Source organism: Tetragenococcus solitarius NBRC 100494, assembly GCF_001544195.1.
Classification (GTDB): Bacteria; Bacillota; Bacilli; order Lactobacillales; family Enterococcaceae; genus Tetragenococcus; species Tetragenococcus solitarius.
On the sequence record NZ_BCPY01000001.1, the window covers coordinates 47,139 to 68,885 of the forward strand.

Genomic DNA, 21,747 nt, shown 5'->3' on the forward strand with positions numbered 1-21,747 from the left:
AAAAACAAAGAGTGTAGATTCGTCTTTTACAACGTCGTTTTACTTAAGTGTTTCGTCGATTTCTACCCGTCATCTCGATTTCTTGAGATAAGTAACGGATGCGCTCCATTAAGCGTTTAGCTTTTAGCGGCTCTTCTTCTCCACGTTGGGTTACTGATAGGTGCTGTTCTAATTCATTCATCGTAAAATTAGAACTAAAGAAGGTCGGTAATTGTTCTTGCATGCGATATTGTAAGATAACACCAAAGATATCATCTCGAATCCAGCTGCTCATAGCATCTGCTCCTACATCGTCTAACATTAAAATAGAAGCACTTTTAACCGCATCTAATTTTTCTCCCACTTCGTCTTTTTTTATGGACTGCTTCATGTCTACTGCAAAAGAAGGAAAATGAAGTAAAGTCGACGTATAACCTGCTTCAGCTAAATCTCTAGCGATCGCTCCTAATAAATAGGTTTTTCCGACGCCAAAACTACCGACTAAATAAAGGCCCTTATGAAAAGACCTAGGCGCATCCTTGTAAGCATTGATAAAATCAATGGCTCCCATAAATGCTTTAGCCCGTCCAGTTGTTCCTTCATAATTGGCCATCTGGGCTTCTTGAATATCTTTTGGCATGTTCAACGCTTGAATCCGATGGCGAATTTCTTCTTGCTCTTGTTTTTTAATCAATTCTTCTGTTGGAATATAGGTAACATCCACAGAATGATAGTTCAGCGCTAACTGAGGCTCGTATCCTGGAGCAATCATTGTCGGGTCGTTCAATTCAAATTTACGTTTTTCTTGGACAAATTCATATAACTTCGCATAACTACGCTCGATATCTTCTTCTGATAGTTCTTCTTTATGCTCATCCAAAAAATTTTTTACATCTTGGTCCTTTAATACTTCAGCCATCATTTCAGAAAAACGCGTCCGGTAGTTTTTTTGATTCATTAATTTATTTAAATTCTTTCCGACATCTTCCATTAGTTTTCACCTTCTTTGCGTTTCAAGTAATCTTGCAGTTTTTTATTAATTTCTTCTTGGACCGCTGGATCTTCAACTTCTTCGCTAGGATTATCCACCCAGTCTGGTAATTTTTCTTTGCGTATAGGTCGTTGTTTTTTCGATGCAGCATTCGACTTGTTGTTTGTCCGATTTTTAGCGTCTTTGACTAAATCACGTACGTGCTTAATCGCCTGTTCAGGGCTATTAATCTCTAATTCTGACCAATTTGTCGCAATTTGGTTGACAAAATTCGCTTGCAAAAAACTATTTTTCTTAATTACCAAAATATAATGAACCAACACATTAATGACACTATTCGGTAGAGGACTACGTTCTACTAATGTTTTTAAAACCCAAGCTTCTGGGTCAGCTACATAGCTATGCTTTTCATTTTTAATCGCTTGTAAAAAATCCATAGGCGCTGAGTTTTGGGCAATTTTTATTAACTGGATATCATTTTCAGAAAATCCTGTCTGTCTTAAGGTGTTAAAACGACGCGTCTGTGCATCAGACTGTTCTTCATAATTAGCGGGCTGTTTTTTACTTTTTACATTTGTCTGTTTTCTAATCGTTTTATCTAATTCTTTTCGGTCCACTACCCCATCAGATAAAGAAACAGCTTCAGCCATTAAATCTACCAGTTTCATTTCATCAAAACCGTATAAATTCGCATATAAAGTCAATTGTTGTTTAAAGGTTTCATCAAAATTTTCTTTAGCGATAAATTTGCGCTGGGCTAATTCGTATAAAAAAGGCCAATCGATTTGCTCTTCATCTAACTGAATTTTATTTGTTGCATTTTGCTGATAATCTTTCGAAATTTTTTCTAAATTTTGCGCATTACGGCTAAATAAACGTTCATCTAAAGCACCGTAAACTTCACGAAACGTACTTGTTACTTCTTTGTAGCCAGATAAGTCAGGCTTTTCTGGCAGAAAGCGTCGTACCATTTGCCGAAATTTTCGTTCACCTACCGTATTTAATAGTAAGAAGCTGTATGTTTCGTCTTGAAAAAAAGCTTCTGGATGAATAGGTTCTTCTAGTCGATAAAGAAACATTTTTCCAAAGTCTGTATCTTCTTTAGTAAATACCGACAGTAGCCCCATACCTTCTAATTGTTTACGCGCCTGTAAAAAATCTGGTAATCCAATATTTAAAGCATCCAGCATATCAATATGAGCAAATTCATTCTCGAAAGGATCGTCCTTGTCTCCTATGAAACCATAGTATAAAGCCAAGGCTGTTTGACCAATAATAGGAAGATAAAGATAAACAAGTCCATTGTTTCCTTCTTCAGTTAGAGGAAAGCTTTTAGTCACTTGATAAATTTGATTTGGTTGTACTTCATCCCAAGCGCTATGCAAAAGAGTTCCTCCTTGTCTTTTTTATTATTTTGAATCGTTGGCTTTGCCAACAATGTCTTCTAATTCTTTTAAAAATACAGACATGTCTTTAAACTGACGATAGACACTTGCAAAACGGATATAAGCAATTTCATCTACATCTTTTAAGTCTTCCATAACATACTCGCCAATTACATTCGATGAAATTTCACTTTCTCCTGATTCACGTATCCGTTTTTCGACGTGGTCAACGATTTGTTCCATCTGCTCCATTGCGACAGGGCGCTTTTCCGCTGAACGAATTAAACCGCGCAATATTTTTTCTCGGTTAAATTCTTCACGCGCACCATTTTTCTTAATCACTAAAAGCGGAGCTTCTTCAATGCGCTCGAAAGTTGTAAATCGGTAACCGCAGTTTTCACATTCTCTTCTTCTTCTGATCGCTCGACCGTCATCTGTCTGACGACTATCAATAACACGCGAGTTATTATGATGACATTTTGGACAATGCATGTTTTTCACCTCATTTGTGTTTATTCCAATAAAATTTCAATTACTTTTGTAAAATACTTATGAATATTATAACACGAAATCTCCCTATTCTAATAGTTTAAGGACGAAAAAACTCTAGAAAACTCTAGAGTTTTAAGGTTTTATAGGAATTGATTTTCTTTTAACCAGGAAGTGACTTGCTGGAAAATAGATGTCAGATCCTTTTGATTATCAAAAATAATATCAGCACGTTGCTTTTTTTCTTCAATCGAAAGCTGACTAGCTATTTTTTGTCGAGCTTCCTGTTTTGTAATCTGGTCTCTTTTAGTCAATCTTTGTAGCTGTACGTCCTCAGGGATATAAACCACCGCTACTTGATTTACATCTTTATCATACCCGGCTTCATAAAGCAGTGGAATGTCTGCAATCACTAAAGAAGATTCTTTGGCTTTTTTTTCAATTTGTTTGATAATAGCTTCTTGTAAAAATGGCGCAAGTAGTTGATCAAGCACTTGTTTATTTCTAGGATTAGAAAATATTAATTTTCCTAATTTAGAACGGTTCAATGCCCCATCTGTTTGTAAGATATCTTTTCCAAATATTTCGGTGATTTTTTTTAAAGCAGGGGTATTAGGCTCAACCACTTGTCTTGCAATAACATCTGCATCTACCACCGGAAAACCGTAATGTCTAAATACATCAACCACTGTGCTTTTTCCTGTAGCAATCCCACCAGTAATACCAAGAATAAAACTCATGACTGTCTCCTCCTTAGCTTTTGGCAATGGGGACAAAGATGAGTGCCTCTTTGTGCAACTTTTATTTTCTCAATCGGAGTTTGACACCTTGGACATGGTTCATTGGTTTTGCCATAAACTTTTAACTCGATTTGAAAATTTCCTGCTTTTCCTAGGGCATTTTTATAAGTACGTACAGTTGTGCCGCCAGCTCGAACAGCTTTTGCTAAAACATCAATAATTGCCTGATATAAACGTTTGCTTTCTTTTTTATTTAAGGTTTGAGCAGGTTGTTGCGGATGAATTTTGGCTAACCAAAGTACTTCATCTGTATAGATATTTCCTAAGCCCGCGACAACCTTTTGGTTTAACAACAAGGGTTTGATAAAAGAAGAAGAATGTTGCAGCTTTTCTTCGAAATTACTCAAGGAAAACTCTTCTTCTATCGGCTCTGGCCCCAATTGTTGAATTCCCTTATAAAGTAGACCCTGGTCTTTTTTTACTAAAACCATACGGCCAAATTTACGTACATCATTATAATGTAGTTGACTGCCATCTGAAAAATTAAAAATAACGTGAGTATGCTTATCCGGCTGTACACTAACATTTTCTGGAAAGAACTCATACTTTCCTTCCATACGTAAGTGAGAAATTAAATCAAAATCCGTTAATTTAAAAAGTAAAAATTTCCCTCTACGTTCAATTGTTTCGATACGCTGACCAGTCAAATCCTGGCAAAAAATGTCAGCTGCCGGGTACTCAATAATCTTAGGCCATCTAACCACAACTTCAGCGATGGTCTTATGTTGGACCAAGCGAATAAGCCCACTTCTCACTGTTTCAACTTCAGGTAATTCCGGCAACTGTCTTCACCTCTTTATTTTGCATCATACCAAGTTTTTCCCCAGCTGCTCTCAGTAATCAAAGGCACATCTAATTTTACTGCTTTTTCCATGACGTCTTTTACTAATTTGTCTAATGTTTCCAATTCGCTTTGCGGGACTTCAAAAACTAACTCATCGTGGACTTGTAAGAGCATCGCTGCTTCTAATTGTTTTTCCTTTAGTTGTTTATCTAATTCGATCATCGCAATTTTTAAAATATCAGCTGCACTACCTTGTATCGGTGAATTAATCGCGGTACGTTCTGCAAACGATCGTAAGTTGAAATTACTAGAATTGATATTTTCAAGATAACGACGACGGTTATATAAAGTCTGTGCATATCCTTTTTCTTTTGCTTGTGCTACAGAGTCATTCATATATTTTTTTACCCCAGGATATCGCTCAAAATAAGTATCAATATAGTTTTTAGCCTCTTTACGAGAAATACCCAAGTTTTGTGATAAACCATAATCAGAAATCCCATAGACGATGCCGAAATTTACTGCTTTTGCTTGACGGCGTATATTTGGTGTGACGTCTTCTGGTTTGCTAATATCAAATACCCGCATTGCTGTACTGGCATGAATGTCTTGGTTTTCATTAAAAGCTTGTTGTAAGTGCTCGTCTTTTGAAACATGAGCGAGTACACGTAACTCAATTTGTGAGTAATCCGAAGAATAAATTACCCAATCTTTTTGTCTAGGCACAAAGGCTTGACGAATTTTTCGTCCTTCTTCTAAACGAATAGGAATATTTTGTAAATTCGGATCAACAGAACTTAAACGCCCAGTTTGTGTCAAAGTCTGTAAGTAACGAGTATGCACTTTTCCATCTTGTAAAATCACTTTTAACAAGCCTTCAACATAGGTGGATTGAATCTTGGCAATTTGACGGTATTGTAAAATGTTTTCAACAATCGGAGACTTATCTTTTAACTGTTCTAACACATCAACTGCTGTTGAATAACCTGTTTTTGTTTTTTTAATTACGGGTAAATTCATTTTCTCGAATAAAATATGCCCTAACTGTTTAGGAGAATTGATATTAAATTCTTCGCCTGCTTGTTCATAAATCTTTTCTTCAATTTCGTTTAAACGCTGAGCAAATTCATCTTTCATTTCTGTAAGTCGTTGTGAGTCCACTGTAATTCCTGTGATTTCCATTTCTGCTAGAATAGAAGATATGGGTGCCTCTAATTTTTCATACAAATCAAGCTGATCTTTTTCTTTCAATTCGCCATGTAATTTGGGCGTGAGCCACTGTATTGCTTTGATTTTCCGAGCTAGATGAGCAAAAAATACTTCGTCATCCTCAGGGAGACCTTTTTTAGCTCCTTTACCATATACTGCCGTGTCCGTTTGTATATCTTGATAATCGTAATGGGCACAAATTCCGGCAATGTCATCTGTATTATCCGTATTATCAAGTAAATATGCAGCAACTAAAATATCAAAAGAAAAACCTTGAGGCATACCTACGTAACGGTTTAATGCTACCTGTGTTTTTTTGGCATTGTAAACTCTTTTATTAGTATTTTTATCCATCAGCCAGTTCTTAAACGTCTCATTTTCGAAGATATTCTCATTTTTTGAGACATAAATCTTCTTCTCATTTCCCCAGGCAACGCCAACAATATCTTCTACATGATAATTTTCACCCAGCATTTCCACATATAAAGCCATATTGTCAGTAAACATTTCTTGGGTAGGTTCATCTACAGCTTCAAACAAGATGTCGTCCATTTGATTGTCTTGTTCTTCACCGTCTAGATTTTCTAAAAACGAGCGAAAGTTCATTTCTTTGTAAAATGGAATTAATTTTTCCAGATTATTCCCTTCATATTTTAATGAATCAATCGATACGTCAATAGGAGCAGAAGTGTTAATTGTAGCTAATTTTTTTGAAAGCAAAGCTGTATCTTTATCGTTAATCAGATTTTCTTTCATTTTACTTTGCTTCATTTCATCAATATGTTCATAAATCCCTTCAACAGAACCATACTGCTTCAGTAATTTAATAGCAGTTTTGTCGCCTACTTTAGTGACTCCTGGAATGTTATCTGAGGCATCTCCTGCTAAACCTTTCATATCAATAATTTGTTTAGGTTTTAATCCATCATACTTTTCAGCAATATGTGCTGGTGTATAGTCTTCAGTATCACTGACGCCCTTTTTAGTGATTGCTACTTTAACCTCTTGTGTAGCTAATTGAGTCAAATCTCGGTCACCTGTAAGTATGGTTACATCAAATTTCTCTTTATCTACTTGTTCAGCCAGCGTCCCAATAATGTCATCTGCCTCATAATTTTTTAATTCATAATAAGAGATACCTAAGCCGTTGATTAATTCGCGGATATAAGGAAGCTGCTCATTCAATTCTCCGGGCGTTTTGGCGCGACCGCCTTTATAATTTTCATACATTTCATTACGAAAGGTCGTTTTTCCCGCATCAAAAGCCACTAAAACATGAGTGGGTTTTTCTTTTTCCATCACATTGTCAAACATTAAATTAAAGGCATAAATTGCGTTTGTATGAAGTCCGCTTGGATTTTTAAAACGTTCTAGCGAGCTATGTAAGGCATAGAATGCACGAAATGCCACGCTATTACCGTCCACTAGTAATAATTTATTTTTGGCCATTTTTAATCTCCTCACTCAGATTCTATGTTTCTATTTTAACAAAGTATACGCACGAAAGCGATCATTTATATTTTATAAATTGGAAGATAGATAATACAACCATTTAGTTAAAAAACAACAAAAAAGCTGCAAACAAGTAAACTTTTGTTCACTCTGTTTGCAACCCTTTATTATTACATAATTGATGATATCTAATTTCTGGAAAAGATACGTAAAAACGACAAGAATAAATTCACAAAGTCTAGATAAAGTTGTAAGGCCATAAAAGCCGCAAATCCGGTGTTATCTTGCCCCAATGTTGCAAAATATAAATTGCGAATTTGCTGATTATCATAAGCAGTCAATCCCAAAAAGATCGCCACTGTTAAATAAGATAACAGGTAATCAACAGCTGAACTTTGTAAAAAGAAATTGATGAGTGTAGCTACGATAACTCCGATTAACAAACCAATTCCTGCCCGTCCAATACCGCTCAAATCACGTTTTGTCATTGCACCATATAAAGCTAATGCCAAGAAAGTAACTGTGGCAGTTGTAAATGCCCTCCCTACTAATGCTGGCGTATATAGCGATAAAGTAATCGACAAAACAAGACCATTCAATAACGAGTAGACAATAAAACCGGCGACCGTTAACGACGGATTTTTTTGAGCTTTTGCACTAAGCAAAACAACTAAAATAATTTCAGCTAACCATATACCGGTTAATCCTAATGGGAATCGATCGATAAAAGAAATCGTTTGTTCAAAAAACATCGTCATTGCAAGATAAGCTGAAACAGCACTAATTCCAAGTCCTAAAGCAAAAATACCATAGACTTTGGCATAAAAATGATTAACGCCCTTGGCTTCAATTACTGGGTTATTATTCATTATTTTCCTCACTTTCTTCATATAACATAGGGGGCTGAACCATTACCACTGCGTCTAACACCCTTTTTTCTTTGATATTAACAGCTTCCACTGAAAGAGTTACAATATCTTTGTGTTTATCTACTTTAATAACCTCAAACAAAAAGGTCAAAGTCTCATAATGATAGACAGGCTCGACAAAATTCACTGAAAAATTGACAACATGCGAACCAGGTCCTGGAAAATGTTTGGAAATCGTACTTGTAACAATCCCCATTAATAACACAGAAGGAACGATTGGCTTTTTATAAATGGTCTTTTGTGCATAATCATGTTGGATATACAATGGATTCGCATCATTCGTCAACCCTAGATACAACAATATCTGGTTGTCTTCAATCGCTTCAGTCACAGACATCGACTGTCCTTCTTCAATTTCATCGATCGCTTTTCCTAATTTATTTAACTTTCCTATATCCAATCAACTAGCCTCCATGTTTATGTCTTTTTATTATTTTATCAGATATACAAAAAAGTAGAAACAAGATACAGTGTTTTTACAATACACTACGTGTTGTATTACTTAATAGATTTTCATAGCTTTGTTCAAACTTTTGAACATCTCCAGCGCCCATAAAAATAACTACACCGTCTTTGTGGTTTAAAAGCGGAGACAAGTTATCTTCCTGCAGGACTTCGCCGCCTTTATCAATTTTTGCACCAAGATCTTCAATTTTTACATTGCCGCTTTGTTCCCGCGCAGAACTAAATATGTCACATAGATAAACGCTATCGGCCAAATTAAGTGCTTCAGCAAAATCGTCCATTAAAGCGATAGTACGTGAAAAGGTATGTGGTTGAAAAACAGCTACAATTTCTTTATCAGGATATTTTTGACGAGCACCATCAATCGTCGCTTTGATTTCTGCAGGATGATGAGCGTAATCATCTACAATAACCATGTCAGAAACTTTCTTTTCACTAAAACGGCGCTTAACTCCTGAAAATGAATTCATTTCTTCGGCAACTTTTTCCATATCAAAATTTTCTAGATAGGATGCCGCAATGACACCTAGAGCATTATTGATGTTGTGTTGCCCAAATGCAGGCAAATTAAAATGCCCAATAAATTCCTCATGGAAATAAACATCAAAAGCAGAACCCTCGGTGGTACGTGTGATATTTTCAGCACGAATGTCATCTTCTTGGTTAACACCATAATAATAAATAGGAACATCAGCTTCTAACTTACGCAAATAAGGATCATCGCCAAAAGCTAAGATTCCTTTTTTCACTTGTTGAGCCATGGTTTGAAAAGCAGAAAATACGTCCTCAATACTCTTATAATAATCTGGGTGATCAAAATCAATATTTGTCATAATCACATAGTCTGGGCTATAAGCTAGAAAATGGCGTTGATATTCGCAAGCCTCAAAAGCAAAAAACTCTGCATCAGGACGTCCATGTCCGGTACCATCGCCAATTAAATAACTTGTAGGCACAATCCCGCTTAGTACATGAGCCAATAAGCCGGTTGTACTTGTTTTCCCGTGAGAACCAGTCACAGCAAAACTGGTAAAGCGCTGAATGAAGTGTCCGATAAAATCATGGTAACGAATCACTTTTAAGCCTAACGCCCGTGCTTGTACTAATTCCTCATGATCATCTGGAAAAGCATTCCCAGCGATGATAGTTAAACCTTCTGTAATATTATCTGCATCAAAAGTATAAATAGGTATCCCTGCTTTTTCTAAACCCATTTGAGTAAAAAAGTACTTTTCTACATCTGAACCTTGAACTTGTTCTCCTTGTTCATGCAATATTAATGCTAAGGAACTCATTCCTGAACCTTTGATTCCTACAAAATGATAGATTGGTTTATTTTGATTTGTCATTATTTAAAATCCTCTTTTCTCGGAAAAATTGGTAATAATCCGAAAAGACCACTACCAAACTGTAATACATTATCTAATAAAAGAGAAAAAATAGCAAAAGTTTTATTTTTTACTTCTTTTAGTATATGTATACTCGTAAAATAACTTTCCTCCGCAATGTCCACAAACAAAACGCTTTGTGTTAATCCTTTTTCGTCTAGTGATTGACAATTGACATTTTTGACATTTGTATACATGAAGGTTACGATTTTTTTGAATATCTGGAGCATAGCGCAAACCACCTGTTCTTGTCAACAATTCTTTAAAATCAGCGTCCTTGTGACGATAACCCTTATTTTCAATATGCAAATGGTAATGGCATAACTCATGTTTGATAATTCCGATAAAAGTTTCACGACTCAAAGCAGCCATTTTGGGATTAAAATCCAAGTGATGATCTGTAAGATGATATCTGCCAGCTGTTGTTTTTAAACGAGAATTAAAAAAAGCTTGATGCTTAAATGGTTTATTGAAAAAATTCCAAGAAGTTGTCTCAACTAATAGTTGCAATTGTTCTTCGGTCATTTTGCCTCTCCTGGATCAACCATAGTTAAACTAATGCGTCCTTTGTTTAGATCCACTTGTTCAACCCAAACGGTCACAACATCTCCGACTGATACGACATCATTCGGATGTTTGACAAATTTGCTGCTTAACTTTGAAATATGCACCAAACCGTCTTGTTTCACCCCGATATCGACAAAAGCACCAAAATCGATCACATTACGTACCGTTCCAGACAATTTCATTCCTACTTTTAAGTCGTCCATTGATAAGACATCTTTTCGTAAAAGCGGAGCTGGCATGCTGTCACGCATATCTCGGCCTGGTTGGATAAGAGCGTTAATGATATCTTTAAGTGTTTGTCTGCCTACCTCTAATTCTTCAGATAGGTCTTTTAAAGAAAATCTTTCGAGAACTTGTTTTGCTTGTATACTGCCGACTTCTGACAGACCTAACTGAGCCTTTTCTAATAAGCGCTTTGCTACAGCATAGCTTTCCGGATGAATGGCCGTGTTATCTAAGATATTTTGAGCTTCAGGAATTCTTAAAAAACCAATCGCTTGCTCATAAGCTTTAGGTCCTAAACGCGGAACTTTTTTTAATTGCGTTCGCTTAGTAAAAGCACCCTTTTCTTCACGATAATTTACAACATTTGCTGCTGTTGTTTTATTTAAACCAGAAACATATTGTAATAGCTGCGGACTTGCCGTGTTTACGTCGACACCTACTTGGTTGACAGCCGTTTCTACGACAAAATCCAACTGTTCATTTAAACGTTTTTGCGAAACATCGTGTTGATATTGACCTACACCTACAGCTTTAGGATCAATTTTTACTAATTCAGCTAAAGGGTCTTGCAGACGACGGCCAATGCTTATAGCACTGCGTTCTTCTACTTGCAAATCAGGAAATTCTTGACGAGCGACTGAACTAGCAGAATAAACAGAAGCTCCTGCCTCGTTGACCATAACATAAAAAACTTCGCGACCAATAGTCTGTAAATTTTTAGCTACAAATTGTTCTGATTCCCGACTTGCTGTACCGTTGCCGATAGCTATCATATCCACTTGATAGTTTTCCACAAGTTGGCAAAATTGTTTGTCAGCTGCTTTTCTTTTCTCAGCAGAAGCGGGTTTGTGCGGATAAATAACTTCAATAGCTAATACTTTTCCTGTTCTATCACAAACAGCTAATTTACAGCCCGTTCGATAAGCAGGGTCAAAACCTAAAACCGTCTTGCCTTTTAATGGGGGCTGTAATAGTAAGTTGTGCAGATTTTCTCCAAAAATAGTGATCGCTTGCTCGTCGGCTTTTTCTTTTAATTCATTACGTAACTCGCGCTCAATCCCAGGACCGATAAAACGTTTATAAGCATCTTCATAAGCTGCGACTACCAGTGAGACAGCTGGTGACGATTCATCTTTTACTAGTTGACGATATAAGTAATGGAATATTTTTGTTTCGTCAATTTCAAGAGAAACATTTAAGATGCCTTCTTTTTCACCCCTGTTACAAGCTAGAATTCGGTGTGAAACCATTTTTTTTAGCGGCTCGGAAAAATCATAGTACATTTCGTAAACGCCTTTTTCGTCTTTATCTGCATCCTTTACATGGCTTTCAAAGCATCCATTTTGAAAAGTTTCATTACGTATCCAGCTACGAAATTTAGCCGTATCACTAATCTGCTCAGCCATAATTTCGTGAGCTCCTAAAAGAGCCTCTTCAGCTGTGGGAATTTTATCGTTGACAAAGGTTTGTGCTTTGTCATAAATATCATCTTGCGGGAAATTCAATAACCACTTGCTTAAAGGGGCTAAGCCATTTTCTTTAGCGATAGTTGCTTTGGTACGTCGTTTTTGTTTATAAGGACGATAAAGATCTTCAACTTGTTGCATCTTGTCTGCTTGTAAAATTTTATTTTTTAACTCTAAAGACAATTTACCTTGTTCATCGATTAACCGCAAAACTTCTTCTTTCCGGTTTTCTAGATTCTCCAAATAATGGTATCGCTCTTCAATCTCTCTGATTTGAACTTCATCTAGTTCCCCAGTCGCTTCTTTGCGGTAACGAGCAATAAAAGGAACGGTATTCCCGTCTTTTAATAATACCAATACAGATTGGATTTGTTTTGGTCGATATTGCTTCAAATCTTGTTGTAATAAAGTAAGTAATTCTTGATTAATTTCTTGCGCCATTTTGACACACCTTTCATTTTGTATCTTTTCAATTATACCATAAAAAAACGTGAATTTCGTTTAGGAAATCCACGTTTTGACTAAAAATCAGGTTGCCAACCCCCAGCTAAATTAGGATATTCAATATCTTGTACGATACCGTTTTTATCAAAAATCACTCCATGGACTGACCCACCAAAAACAGCCCCACCGTCGATGCCGATTTTTTGGTCAGAAATCCATAAGTCTGTTGTTTGCATATCACCATATAACAACGGAGTAATGGTGTGTCCAAAGACAATCGTTTTTCCAGTATTGTTTTTTCCTTGATGAAAAGGTTCTCTAATCCAGATAAAATCAGGAGGATTCGTTTTCTTCCAATCTTTTTTGCTGAGATCAACCCCTGCATGAACAAAGATATAATCTTCCCATTCAAAATATAAGGGCCTTTGTATCAGAAATTGTACTAACTCCTTATAATAAGATCGAACAGTCATAGCGATCTCTGTAGGCGAGTATTCTTCACAGCATCCTTTAAATAATAAATTTTCCAATGTTTCCTTCCCACCATTTTGAACATAGGCTTGGAACCATTCTTCTGGTGAATTTAAAAACTGTAAAAGGTACTCTTCATGGTTTCCTCGTAAATAAACAGCATCATATTTTTCTACTAACTTTTTGCCCAGCAACAAACATTCTTTGCTCCTTTTTCCACGATCATTCAAGTCACCGATTAAAACAAGCTGGTGGTTTAGCGGATCAAAATCCTTTAAAAGTTTTTTAAACAACTCTAATTCACCATGAATATCACTAATCGCGTAAACATAAGGCTTCAAGAGAAACACCCCCTTTTTTAGCTTTCTGATACAGCAAAAAAGTTCCCATCTGGATCGATAAAATTAAAGACAAGTGTTTCTTCCAACTGAATTAACTCACCTATCTCAATGGGAAGTGCTTGCATTTTTTTATACAATTCGATAATATTTTCCGAAAAAAACATCACTTGCGGTGGATTTGTTGCTACTTCTGGTGATTGTTTTTCAATAAAATTTCGGTCATAAATCATAAAATGCGTTCCCGCATTTTTGTTTGGCGCGATTTCTGCTACTAAAGTGCCATCTGTTTCTTGTGCATCAATAAGCTCAAAATCTAATGACTGCCAAAATTCGATTGCTTTTTTGACATCATCTACAAAAAGACTTACTTGTACTTTACTTGAAAACATAATTTCTCCTTTATTCTTGACGTTCAAAATCCAGATTAATGCCTGGTTTGTCAGTAATGATTTCAGTCACTTCATAAGTTAGGCGTTGCAAAATATCAAATAAAGGTTCCATCAATTCGTCAATTTCTTCTTTAGTTAAGTCTTCTTGGCTTTGAATATCTTGGTTAACAATGTGATTGATTTGCCCCATTGCTCCACGAATAATAAACTGATTAAAGACAATTTCAAAACGCAAGCGCGTTCCAATAATGCTATTTTCTTTAGGATAATCTTCATTTGGGGCCTTTAACGGTGCAAGTCCAATATTTATCCTTGTCTTAAGCTCTTTTTCTTCTTTTTTCCGCTGATCAAAATGATAAGCTTCTACAAGTGGTTGTTGTCTTTTAATTTGCAATTTGTTCACCTCTTAAAATTAAGTATAGCATAGATAATAAGCGAAACAACAAACAAAGCGCTGTGACTACCAAAATAATATGGTTAATCACAGCGCTTTGTTTATTTAATTCATCTCTTCTAAGAAATCAATAGCATCTTGTAACGTTTTTACTGGTACAATTTTCATGTGGCTGTCTAATTTGTCAGCGGCTGATTTTGCTTCCTGGTAATTACTTTTTATACCAGGGTTCTCTTTTCGCTCTTCTTTGGTTAAAGAGTCATCGGGAGCAAAAAAGATTTGAACATTTTTTTTATCAGCACTAGCTACTTTTTTATCAATTCCACTGATGCGCCCTACCTTCCCATCATTCCCCATTGTGCCTGTACCTGCAATCTCCTTGCCCTTTCTTAGGTCTTTTCCAGTTAATTGTTCATAAATCTCAAGTGTAAACATTAAACCAGCCGAAGGACCACCGATATTGTTTACATGGAAATCTATCTTGTCTTTTGTTTTAATATCTGTGTGATCGACCAGAGTGATTCCAATCCCAGCTTTTTGGTTACTTGGCAATTTCATTAATTTACCGCTAGCTTTTTCTGCTTTATTATTGTGCTCATAAGTGACCGTAACAGTATCACCAACGGACTTTTGCTGAACATAATCCATAAAAGCTTGATGATTTTTAAAACTTTTTCCGTCCACTTTCGTAACAGTGTCTCCTACAGCAATATCATTTTTAAAACTAGAATTTTTCATCACATTCATGACATAAACACCTTTATATTCAAAATCGTAAGGACGCTTTGCTAGTTTTAAAGCTTGCTCAATTGCATTATTTTGCGAGGATTCCATATAATAATTTTGCATCTGATCATATTCTTTGCCACTAGCACCTCCAAACAATTCATCTTCTGAAACTAACTCTTCAAAAGGAGAAAGTTTAGCTTTCAGCGCTGTAATAACCGAGGCTTGCTGTACACCTACAGAGGTTAAGTAAAAAGAGCCATCAGACTGATCTTTTTTTTCATTCACTGTAATTAATTCTTTTAAATCAATGGTCGAACCTGGCTTTTCAACATAATAGGGCAAGGGTAAAAAGACACTCGCACAAACGGCGAGTGCAATGACAAAAAGGATTAGGGTCTTTTTTAAAGAATCACGCTTCATCTTGGTCACGCTTCTTTTGTAATGCTTGGTAGATATTCGTTGGCAAATATTCTTTTACGTCTCCATGAAAGAATAAAGTTTCTTTTAATAGACTAGAACTAATATGACTATACTGCGTTTCTGCCATCAAAAAAACAGTTTCGATTTCAGGGTCAAGATGGCGATTCATTGTCCTAATTTCTTTTTCATACTCATAATCGTTGAAATTACGGATGCCACGTAATAAAAATTTGGCTCCAAAACGACGGGCTGTCTGCACAGTCAATTCTGTTTCTTGCGAAATTACTCGGACATTGGATAAATGATGGACCGCTTCTTTTGCTAATTGTACCTTTTCTTCTGTTGAAAATAAGGACTTTTTGTTAGTATTAACAAAAATCCCAACAATAACTTCATCAAAAATCTGAGCCCCTCGTTCAATAGTAGACAAATGCCCCATAGTTAAAGGGTCAAAGCTACCAGGAAATAAAGCAATATTTTTCATGCTTACGCCTCGTTTCTATATATGGTTATTTTTGTTCCCCCATAGATTTGCCTACGTATTTGTTGTAAAGTTTTTATTTGTTCAGGTAAATCTACGTTTGCATCCGTTTCACAAACAACTAAACTACTCTTTGTTAATAAATTTAAAGATACTAATTGCTTGATATCTTGTAAAATTGTCTGTTTAGCATAGGGCGGATCTAAAAAGACCAAGTCAAATCGCTGATTATTTTGAGCTAGTTGTAAAAGTGCTTTTTGAGCTGTTTGTTTTATAGCAACAAATTTTTGTTCCTCTTGAGTTAAATGAATATTTTCCTGAATAACTTTTAAAGCAGGATAATATTTTTCTACACAAACTGCACATTTTGCTCCCCGAGAAACAGCCTCTATTGCTAAAGCACCGCTACCAGAATAAAGGTCTAATACCCGTTCACCAGCAAAGTAAGGACCAATGATATTAAACAAAGCTTCTTTTACCTTATCCGTGGTAGGTCGCGTTGTATTTTTAGACAAGCTTTTTAATGTCAACTTTCGATAATTTCCAGAGATTACACGCAAGGTTGTTCTTCCTTCCATCCATCATAACTTAGCAGTAAAGCTAAGTTGTTTTTTATCCGTCCGATTGTGATTCAAATAAGATCATTCAGCTGAATGATCTCCAATACTTTCTGTTACTTGAAAAGCAGCTTGAGTCCCAATTTTATCACCAAAATCCATATCAATATCCGGATAATGAGAAATATCTACATTTCTGACAAAATGAAGTCGTTTTAACTTTTCAATACTTTTTTCTATGTCTTCTTCATTAACATATAAAACTACATATTTCATTTGGTTAGAAACATAATGTACAAAGCCATAGCGCCGTAAGTTTTTTAACTGCTTTAAACTATAAACCCATACAATAAGCCCACGTCTCTTTTGAATTTCAAAGGATTTTGCATTATCTGACATGGCAATGACCTCCTCGACTAGTTTTACTTTCAAAGAAAGGATTTCCTGCATCGACTTTAATTTCTTCTGAAATAGCAAGCGCAATCGTTGAACCTATGACATCTAATACGGTTTGCAATTTAGTCTCAGCATAATGAAATTCAGCAACTTTTGGATGAAGGTCTAAGGCACGTTTGGCTTCACGTACAGCAAGCTGTTTTTTTCTGCGATCGGGTGCATATTTGCCATAAGCAGCAATCGCTTCGAAAGCTTCTCTTTTTGTAATAAAATCTTTTCGTAATTTTTGAACTTGTCCATCTTCATACATTGTACGCTTTTGCTGTAAATAGTTTTGAAAAGTCTTACTTTTTTTAAGCACATCGCATAATTGATCGACTTGATCTTCAATCATAAATAATTGATCATTATAAATCAATGGCTCTCACTTTCCTCTGCTTGAGATTCTAATTCTTTCCATAAGATTAACACATTTTCTTTTGAAAAGGCAACGGCTAATGAAGCGTCATCAGCTCGCATCAGCTGTTCTTTTAATACTGGCGTACTGTATAAGGTCAACACAGAAAAACTAGGATCATAAACGGGCAATTCTAAATGTCCGGAAACAGACGGATCTTTCAGCTCAGCTAATAAATCCGACATTTCTGTGTCATTTAAGATAAACGTACCAGGTTCGCTTTCTTCAAACCTTTGAAGTTCTTGCAGTCTTTCAGTCATTAAAATGTCTTCTTTGTCTTTATCAAAAGTATTTAACAAGTCCTCGCTACTTGCTTGCAGTTGGCTATCAAGCGAAAAAGCAGGCTTATCGTTTTTTTGACGGAGTAATTGAATTAAACGACTGGTTTGCCGTTTTTTAAACTGATCGATTTTATTCCAATGAACATCTCTTTCTTGCTTATAATAAGGAACTTCATCATTAGCGACTGTGTAAGGAGCAAGTTTTACCAAAGTTTCACTATCTAAGTAATCAACTGCGTACAGTCGACTTTCTCCTTGAGTTTGTTCAAAAAATAAAATCGCAAAGCTGCCATTATCAAAAGCAATCAATGGACGGTAGTTCATATCATCTTCTTCTAATTCTAGATCGATTGATTGATCATGGTAATCAATTGTAAAGTTTGGATAAACCATAGTGATTTTGGATAATTCATCCATTGTCATGCCAAACTTAAAGGGTTCTATATCGTCGTTATTTTCTCCCAAATATTTGATACTTTTGATTCTCTTATCTTTGGTATTTACCTCTAAAAGCCCGTCATCCACTTCATAGCGGTTAATCGTAAAAGAAAAACCTGAAGTCATACTTTCTTCTGGCTGACCATAAGCTTTTTCAAACTCATCTAAATCTTGGCCAATCCAATTAGCAAAACCAGCTGTTTGGATTGGCTCATAATTTAAATTCGTAGCAGGAGGCTCTTTATTTACTTGTTTTGTTGATTGATCTTCTGCCAAGTCTTGAGGAAACCAAACAGGTTGCATATACAATGCGATCAGAAAAAGAAGAAAAAGACCTGCAAACAGAAAACTTCTTTTTTTCATATACCTAGACCTTTCTATTATTTTTCTTCAATTTCAATTAACAAGTCTCCAGAAGCAATCGGTTCATTGGTGGTTACATAAACATGTTTTACTTCTCCATCAAAACCAGCGTCAATAGAAGTCTCCATTTTCATAGCTTCTGTTACCATCAACGTATCTCCGCGTTTTACTCGATCTCCACGTTTAACCAGAACATCTAAAACAGTACCTGACATGGTAGCGCCGATATGTTCCTTGTTCGTTGGTTCAGCTTTCTTTTTGACCGCAACACTTGTTTTTATCGAAGTATCTTTTATTACAATCTCGCGTCGTTGTCCATTCAAATTGAAAAAGAGGGTCCGGTTTCCTTCAATATCAGGCTCGCCTATTTCGTCCAAACGAATAATTAAGTCCTTCCCTTTTTCAATTTTTACATTAATTTTCTCTCCTTGACGCATGCCATTAAAAAATGTAGGTGTATCTAAAACTTTAATATCCGCGTATTGTCCGTAGGCCTTTTGGTAATCTAAGAAAACGTCGGGGTACATTAAGTAGCTAAGCACTTCATCCTGCTTAGGGGTATAGCCAATCAGCTCTGCTAATTCGTCTCTTACTTGGTCAAAGTTTACAGGTTGGGCAAAGGTGCCCGGACGATCCGTGTAAGGTTTCTTCCCTTTTAAAATTATTTCTTGCAATTTCTCGGGGAAACCGCCTACCGGCTGGCCTAAATCGCCTCTAAATAGCGAAATGACAGATTCAGGAAAACTAATTGACTCTCCTTTTTCATAAATATCTTCTTCTGACAAATCATTTTGCACCATAAATAAAGCCATATCGCCAACAACTTTAGAAGAAGGGGTTACTTTTACAATGTCTCCAAACATCATATTCACTTGATGATACATTTGTTTAATTTCATCCCAACGATCAAACAAGCCGACTGCTTTAGCCTGTTGCTGTAAGTTAGAATACTGCCCGCCAGGCATTTCATGCATATAAACTTCCGTTTGCGGTGCATTTAATCCACTTTCAAAAGCTTGGTAATACTGACGTACGTCTTCCCAATAATGATTTAAATTTTGTACATTTTCTACTTGGATGTGAGGAACCCGATGACTATCATCTAAGGCATAGTATAAACTGCTCATACTTGGTTGGCTCGTTCCACCACTCATGGCGCTCATTGCTACATCAACAATGTCAACACCTGCTCTAACAGCTTCAGAATAAGTCATAATACCATTTCCACTCGTATCATGCGTATGCAAATGAATCGGCAAATCAACACTTTCTTTTAATTCACTAATTAAACGATAAGCCGCTTGCGGTTTTAACAGTCCGGCCATATCTTTTATGGCAATGATATGAGCCCCTAATTGTTCTAATTCTTTAGCCATATCTTTATAATATTGTACTGAATATTTCGGTCGATTAGGATCATTTATATCTCCTGTATAGCAAATCGCTGCTTCAGCAATTTTTCCTGTATCTCTTACTGCTTGAATGCTTCTTTCCATTTGCGGAAGCCAATTTAAACTGTCAAAGATACGGAAAACGTCCATTCCTTGTTTAGCTGCCTCGTTGATGAATTCAACCAGTACATTATCAGGATAGTTGGAATAGCCTACCGCATTTGACCCACGAAATAGCATTTGTAATAAGGTATTGGGCATTTCTTTACGTAAAAGACGTAACCTTTCCCAAGGGTCTTCTGTTAAAAACCGATAGCTAACATCAAAGGTAGCCCCTCCCCACATTTCACTAGAAAACAATTGAGGAATTCCTTTTTCTGTTTGTTCAGCAATTCTTGCCAAATCATGGGTACGTACACGAGTAGCAAGTAAACTTTGATGAGCGTCACGAAAAGTTGTATCGGTCAAAAGGACTTCATTTTGTTGACGGACCCATTGACTTAGTTGATCTGCTCCTTTTTTGTCTAAAATATTTTTAGGCGTTTGATCCACTGTTGCCTCGATAAGATTTTCTGGAATCCGTGGCTCTTCGTAATAAGGTTTTTCTTGCTTTTCAATACCGGGAAAGCCGTTAATTGTAATCTCACCAATATATTTCATCGTCTTATTACCGCGGTCTCGTGTAAAAGAGAATTCAAATAACTCAGGCGATTGATCGATGAATGTTGTCGTCATCTCACCTGAACGAAATTCCGGATGAGAAACGACATTTTTTAAAAAAGGCATATTAGTTTTTACGCCACGTATGCGAAATTCTTTTATACAACGAGCCATTTTAGCAATTGCTTGTTCAAAAGTTGCTGCATGTGTACATACTTTAACTAATAAAGAATCAAAATAAGGAGTAACGACAGCACCGGCGTAAGCATTTCCTACGTCAAGACGAACACCAAAACCACCAGGTGAACGATAGGTATCAATTTTTCCAGTATCTGGCATAAAATCATTTAAAGGATCTTCTGTGGTAATCCGACACTGTATTGCCGCTCCTTTAAAAGAGATGTTTTTTTGTTTAGGTAGGCCAATTTCTTGATGAATATCTTTTCCTTGAGCGATTAAAATTTGCGTCGTTACGATATCTACATCCGTGATCATTTCAGTGATGGTGTGTTCTACTTGAACCCGTGGATTTACTTCAATGAAGTAGTATTGATCATCTTCAACTAGAAATTCTACTGTTCCTGCATTCATATAACCGACATGCTTCATTAAGTGAACAGCTGCTGTACAGATTTTATTCCGCATTTCGTCGCTTAAAGAAACACATGGAGCGACTTCGACCACTTTTTGGTGCCTTCTTTGGACAGAACAATCCCGCTCAAATAAGTGTATAATGTTACCATGAGCATCACCTAAGATTTGCACCTCAATATGTTTAGGATTAGCAATGTATTTTTCTACATAAATTTCTTCACTTCCAAAGGCTGCTTTGGCTTCGCTTCTTGCACGCTTAAAACCTTCTCGAGCTTGCTTTTCATCATAAGCGACTCGCATGCCACGACCTCCACCGCCTAAGGCAGCTTTAATCATAATTGGATAGCCGTTTTCTTTAGCAAATCTAACAACTTCCTCAGCATCAGCAACAGGCCCATCTGAGCCAGGTATTGCTTGAATACCTGCAGCAACTGCTGCTTGCTTTGCTTTAATTTTATCCCCAAAAATATCTAAATGATGAGGAGTTGGACCGATGAATGTAATTCCCTCTTCTTTACAACGGGTAACAAATTCCAAGTTTTCGGATAAAAATCCATAGCCGGGATGGATTGCTTGAGCGCCAGACTCCTTAGCAATACGAATAATATCTTCAATATCTAAATAAGCTTCAATAGGCTTTTTACCTTTCCCTACTAAGTAAGCTTCATCTGCTTTAAAACGATGAACTGAATATTCGTCTTCCTTGGCGTAAATAGCTACTGTCTTTATATTTAATTCAACACATGCCCGAAAAACACGCGTGGCAATCTCTCCACGATTAGCAACAAGAATCTTATCCATTCAACCACTCC

21 protein-coding genes are annotated in these 21,747 nt (G+C 36.3%); all 21 read right to left on the bottom strand.

The window, feature by feature from the left end:
• Positions 1-43 precede the first annotated feature (43 nt).
• Entirely contained in the window at positions 44-970 is a 927-nt protein-coding gene (dnaI, locus tag TS1_RS00200; protein WP_068706600.1) for a primosomal protein DnaI, read from the bottom strand.
• On the bottom strand, positions 970-2,355 hold the full coding sequence (locus TS1_RS00205; RefSeq protein WP_068706602.1) for a replication initiation and membrane attachment family protein: 1,386 nt from the start codon (positions 2,353-2,355) through the stop codon (positions 970-972). Before TS1_RS00205 ends, dnaI begins: the two co-directional genes overlap by 1 nt.
• Before the next feature lie 24 nt (positions 2,356-2,379).
• Positions 2,380-2,847 (bottom strand): transcriptional regulator NrdR, encoded by a 468-nt coding sequence (gene nrdR / locus TS1_RS00210; protein ID WP_068706604.1) that lies wholly within the window; start codon positions 2,845-2,847, stop codon positions 2,380-2,382.
• A gap of 140 nt (positions 2,848-2,987) precedes the next feature.
• Positions 2,988-3,584 (bottom strand): dephospho-CoA kinase, encoded by a 597-nt coding sequence (gene coaE, locus TS1_RS00215; protein ID WP_068706606.1) that lies wholly within the window; start codon positions 3,582-3,584, stop codon positions 2,988-2,990.
• Positions 3,581-4,426, bottom strand: a complete 846-nt coding sequence (mutM, locus tag TS1_RS00220) for a DNA-formamidopyrimidine glycosylase (protein ID WP_068706609.1) — start codon at positions 4,424-4,426, stop codon at positions 3,581-3,583. The genes coaE and mutM overlap by 4 nt, the downstream gene beginning before the upstream one ends.
• A gap of 14 nt (positions 4,427-4,440) precedes the next feature.
• Positions 4,441-7,086 (bottom strand): DNA polymerase I, encoded by a 2,646-nt coding sequence (gene polA, locus TS1_RS00225; RefSeq protein ID WP_068706611.1) that lies wholly within the window; start codon positions 7,084-7,086, stop codon positions 4,441-4,443.
• A gap of 191 nt (positions 7,087-7,277) precedes the next feature.
• Positions 7,278-7,958, bottom strand: a complete 681-nt coding sequence (locus TS1_RS00230; RefSeq protein WP_068706613.1) for a Bax inhibitor-1/YccA family protein — start codon at positions 7,956-7,958, stop codon at positions 7,278-7,280.
• Entirely contained in the window at positions 7,951-8,418 is a 468-nt protein-coding gene (locus TS1_RS00235) for a MaoC/PaaZ C-terminal domain-containing protein (protein ID WP_068706615.1), read from the bottom strand. The genes TS1_RS00230 and TS1_RS00235 overlap by 8 nt, the downstream gene beginning before the upstream one ends.
• A gap of 76 nt (positions 8,419-8,494) precedes the next feature.
• Complete coding sequence (gene murC / locus TS1_RS00240) at positions 8,495-9,832, bottom strand: UDP-N-acetylmuramate--L-alanine ligase (RefSeq protein ID WP_068706617.1); 1,338 nt, start codon at positions 9,830-9,832, stop codon at positions 8,495-8,497.
• 102 nt (positions 9,833-9,934) lie between these two features.
• Positions 9,935-10,396, bottom strand: coding sequence for a SprT family protein (locus TS1_RS00245; RefSeq protein WP_068706618.1), 462 nt, complete (start codon positions 10,394-10,396; stop codon positions 9,935-9,937).
• Positions 10,393-12,570 (bottom strand): Tex family protein, encoded by a 2,178-nt coding sequence (locus TS1_RS00250; RefSeq protein ID WP_068706620.1) that lies wholly within the window; start codon positions 12,568-12,570, stop codon positions 10,393-10,395. The genes TS1_RS00245 and TS1_RS00250 overlap by 4 nt, the downstream gene beginning before the upstream one ends.
• Positions 12,571-12,650: 80 nt before the next feature.
• Positions 12,651-13,385 carry a metallophosphoesterase family protein gene (locus TS1_RS00255; RefSeq protein WP_068706622.1) on the bottom strand — a complete coding sequence of 245 codons (735 nt, stop codon included), beginning with the start codon at positions 13,383-13,385 and terminating at the stop codon, positions 12,651-12,653.
• Between the two features lie 17 nt (positions 13,386-13,402).
• Positions 13,403-13,774, bottom strand: coding sequence for a VOC family protein (locus TS1_RS00260; RefSeq protein ID WP_068706624.1), 372 nt, complete (start codon positions 13,772-13,774; stop codon positions 13,403-13,405).
• 10 nt (positions 13,775-13,784) lie between these two features.
• Complete coding sequence (locus tag TS1_RS00265) at positions 13,785-14,168, bottom strand: DUF1149 family protein (protein ID WP_068706626.1); 384 nt, start codon at positions 14,166-14,168, stop codon at positions 13,785-13,787.
• Positions 14,169-14,273: 105 nt separating this feature from the next.
• Positions 14,274-15,317: a SepM family pheromone-processing serine protease gene (locus TS1_RS00270; RefSeq protein ID WP_068706628.1), complete on the bottom strand. Its 1,044-nt coding sequence runs from the start codon at positions 15,315-15,317 to the stop codon at positions 14,274-14,276.
• Complete coding sequence (gene coaD / locus TS1_RS00275; RefSeq protein ID WP_068706630.1) at positions 15,307-15,801, bottom strand: pantetheine-phosphate adenylyltransferase; 495 nt, start codon at positions 15,799-15,801, stop codon at positions 15,307-15,309. Before coaD ends, TS1_RS00270 begins: the two co-directional genes overlap by 11 nt.
• Positions 15,802-15,803: 2 nt before the next feature.
• On the bottom strand, positions 15,804-16,358 hold the full coding sequence (gene rsmD / locus TS1_RS00280) for a 16S rRNA (guanine(966)-N(2))-methyltransferase RsmD (RefSeq protein ID WP_068706632.1): 555 nt from the start codon (positions 16,356-16,358) through the stop codon (positions 15,804-15,806).
• Between the two features lie 81 nt (positions 16,359-16,439).
• A complete protein-coding gene (locus TS1_RS00285) occupies positions 16,440-16,754 on the bottom strand; it encodes a YlbG family protein (protein ID WP_068706634.1) in 315 nt (104 codons plus the stop codon).
• Positions 16,744-17,169 carry a YlbF family regulator gene (locus TS1_RS00290; protein WP_068706636.1) on the bottom strand — a complete coding sequence of 142 codons (426 nt, stop codon included), beginning with the start codon at positions 17,167-17,169 and terminating at the stop codon, positions 16,744-16,746. Before TS1_RS00290 ends, TS1_RS00285 begins: the two co-directional genes overlap by 11 nt.
• A complete protein-coding gene (locus TS1_RS00295; protein ID WP_068706638.1) occupies positions 17,166-18,290 on the bottom strand; it encodes a CAP-associated domain-containing protein in 1,125 nt (374 codons plus the stop codon). The genes TS1_RS00290 and TS1_RS00295 overlap by 4 nt, the downstream gene beginning before the upstream one ends.
• A 17-nt stretch (positions 18,291-18,307) precedes the next feature.
• Positions 18,308-21,736: a pyruvate carboxylase gene (locus TS1_RS00300; protein ID WP_068706640.1), complete on the bottom strand. Its 3,429-nt coding sequence runs from the start codon at positions 21,734-21,736 to the stop codon at positions 18,308-18,310.
• Positions 21,737-21,747 lie beyond the last annotated feature (11 nt).

Coding starts and splice junctions, on each gene's coding strand:
- dnaI (WP_068706600.1), bottom strand. CDS start 970: ATGGAAGATGTCGGAAAGAATTTAAATAAATTAATGAATCAAAAAAAC.
- nrdR (WP_068706604.1), bottom strand. CDS start 2,847: ATGCATTGTCCAAAATGTCATCATAATAACTCGCGTGTTATTGATAGT.
- coaE (WP_068706606.1), bottom strand. CDS start 3,584: ATGAGTTTTATTCTTGGTATTACTGGTGGGATTGCTACAGGAAAAAGC.
- polA (WP_068706611.1), bottom strand. CDS start 7,086: ATGGCCAAAAATAAATTATTACTAGTGGACGGTAATAGCGTGGCATTT.
- TS1_RS00230 (WP_068706613.1), bottom strand. CDS start 7,958: ATGAATAATAACCCAGTAATTGAAGCCAAGGGCGTTAATCATTTTTAT.
- murC (WP_068706617.1), bottom strand. CDS start 9,832: ATGACAAATCAAAATAAACCAATCTATCATTTTGTAGGAATCAAAGGT.
- TS1_RS00245 (WP_068706618.1), bottom strand. CDS start 10,396: ATGACCGAAGAACAATTGCAACTATTAGTTGAGACAACTTCTTGGAAT.
- TS1_RS00250 (WP_068706620.1), bottom strand. CDS start 12,570: ATGGCGCAAGAAATTAATCAAGAATTACTTACTTTATTACAACAAGAT.
- TS1_RS00260 (WP_068706624.1), bottom strand. CDS start 13,774: ATGTTTTCAAGTAAAGTACAAGTAAGTCTTTTTGTAGATGATGTCAAA.
- TS1_RS00270 (WP_068706628.1), bottom strand. CDS start 15,317: ATGAAGCGTGATTCTTTAAAAAAGACCCTAATCCTTTTTGTCATTGCA.
- coaD (WP_068706630.1), bottom strand. CDS start 15,801: ATGAAAAATATTGCTTTATTTCCTGGTAGCTTTGACCCTTTAACTATG.
- TS1_RS00285 (WP_068706634.1), bottom strand. CDS start 16,754: ATGTCAGATAATGCAAAATCCTTTGAAATTCAAAAGAGACGTGGGCTT.
- TS1_RS00295 (WP_068706638.1), bottom strand. CDS start 18,290: ATGAAAAAAAGAAGTTTTCTGTTTGCAGGTCTTTTTCTTCTTTTTCTG.
- TS1_RS00300 (WP_068706640.1), bottom strand. CDS start 21,736: ATGGATAAGATTCTTGTTGCTAATCGTGGAGAGATTGCCACGCGTGTT.